Consider the following 1,737-nt stretch of genomic DNA (forward strand, 5'->3'; position numbering starts at 1 on the left):
ACGTGTTGGTACCTTACTGGGTGCGGCAGGTGTACCTTATATCGCATTGGATATGAAGCATAACCGAGTAAAAGAGGCCCGCTCTCAGGGATTTCCTGTCTTTTTCGGTGATGCCAGTAAGGTAAAAGTTCTTCAGGCGGCTGGTGCGGATCATGCCAAGATGATCGTCGTGACTCTGGATGCTCCGGAACAAATTGATCGTCTGGTAGCACAGGTCAGACAGTTCTATCCTACGATGCCGATCCATGCACGTGCGCGAGATCGTAAACATTGTGCTGATCTGATCACGAAAGGGGCTACGACGACGGTATCTGAAACACTCGAGACCAGTCTTCGCCTGACAGAAGAAGTCTTGCTGGGAAGTGGTGTTGAAGAAATAAAAGCGTCACGGGTTATCGATGAATTCCGTGAAGATTACTACTCAAATGTAGTACAGAAAGTCACCGAGAACAAAGTGGTCCTCGGTGAGTTGAAACATTAACCGAGTCGTTAAAGTCGCATCGGCATCACAACATACTGCCGTTCAAATTTTGAATCAGCAGGGGTTACCAAGGCGCTACTGGTTTCATCAGAAAACAGAATTTTCACTTTCTCATCGGGAATGGCATTCAGTAAATCCAGCAGATAGGCATTATTGAAGGCAATTTCCAAAGCGGCGCCTTTGTAATCGACACTGATTTCTTCTTCAGCTGATTCCTGTTCCTGATTCGTGACTGTCGCTTTCAGTTGATCCGTGTCCAGATTGATACGAACACTGCGATGTTTATCGTTGGACAAAATCGCTGCCCGTGACAAAGCCTGTTTTAACTCGTCACGCTCCGCTAAGACTTCTTTATCACCGCCTAAAGGTAAAACACGCTCATAGTTGGGGAACTGGCCATCAATCAGTTTTGATGTGAAATGAATATCAGGCAGCTCTACTTTGATCTGCTGATTGCTGAAGGCCAACTTAACGTCATCATCAGTTTCATTGAGCAAGCGACCCAATTCAATAATGGCTTTGCGTGGCACGATGACACTGTTTTTCTCAGCAACCGCACTCGCTGTGGTCAGACTACCTAAAGCAAGTCTGTGACCATCGGTAGCAACGGCACGTAAGGTTGTGTCTTCCCGTTCCAGCAGCAAACCATTCAGATAGTAGCGTACGTCCTGACTGGCCATCGCGAAGCTGGTTTCATCCAGTAAGGATTTTAATGCCGATTGCGGCAGACTGATTTCATCAACGTAATTGGCACCTTCGCTATCCGGAAAGTCATCACTGGAGAGGGTAGCCAGCGAGAAACGGCTTTTCCCCGCTTTGACCACAGCTTTATTGTCTTTGGCACTGAGGCTAATCGTTGCATTACCCGGCAGGGCTCTGACGATATCCAGAAACTTCCGGGCTGAGACGGTGGTTTTACCTTCCTCTTCAACCGAGACGGGTAAGGTTGCAATCATTTCCAATTCCATATCGGTACTGGTCATGGAAAGCTGGTTGCCGTGAACGCGAAGCAAGACATTCGACAATATCGGTAGAGTGGCACGCCGCTCTACAATACTGCACACCAGTTGCAATGGTCGGACGAGGGTTTCTTGGCTGACAGTGAATTGCATGATGATTCTCTCGGATTAACTCGACAGGGTTCGTAAAAGATTGCGGTAGTCTTCAGCAATACGTGCGTCCGATTCTTTCAGTTCGGCGACTTTGCGGCAGGCATGAAGAACAGTTGTGTGATCCCGACCACCAAATGAATCGCC

At 48.0% G+C, this 1,737-nt stretch carries 2 protein-coding genes and 1 pseudogene; 1 reads left to right on the forward strand and 2 read right to left on the reverse strand.

Annotation, left to right across the window (positions count from 1 at the left end):
• Positions 1–481: NAD-binding protein (locus ACTF5U_RS08750; protein WP_438971248.1), on the forward strand; the 481-nt coding region annotated here is incomplete at its 5' end.
• 8 nt (positions 482–489) lie between these two features.
• On the opposite strand, the gene dnaN is transcribed toward ACTF5U_RS08750, so the two are convergent.
• Positions 490–1,593, reverse strand: a complete 1,104-nt coding sequence (gene dnaN / locus ACTF5U_RS08755; RefSeq protein ID WP_438971249.1) for a DNA polymerase III subunit beta — start codon at positions 1,591–1,593, stop codon at positions 490–492.
• Positions 1,594–1,608: 15 nt separating this feature from the next.
• Positions 1,609–1,737: pseudogene (locus ACTF5U_RS08760) on the reverse strand (chromosomal replication initiator protein DnaA); the annotation flags it as partial.

The organism is Methylophaga sp. (genome assembly GCF_965655755.1).
In the GTDB taxonomy this organism is placed as follows: Bacteria; Pseudomonadota; Gammaproteobacteria; order Nitrosococcales; family Methylophagaceae; genus Methylophaga.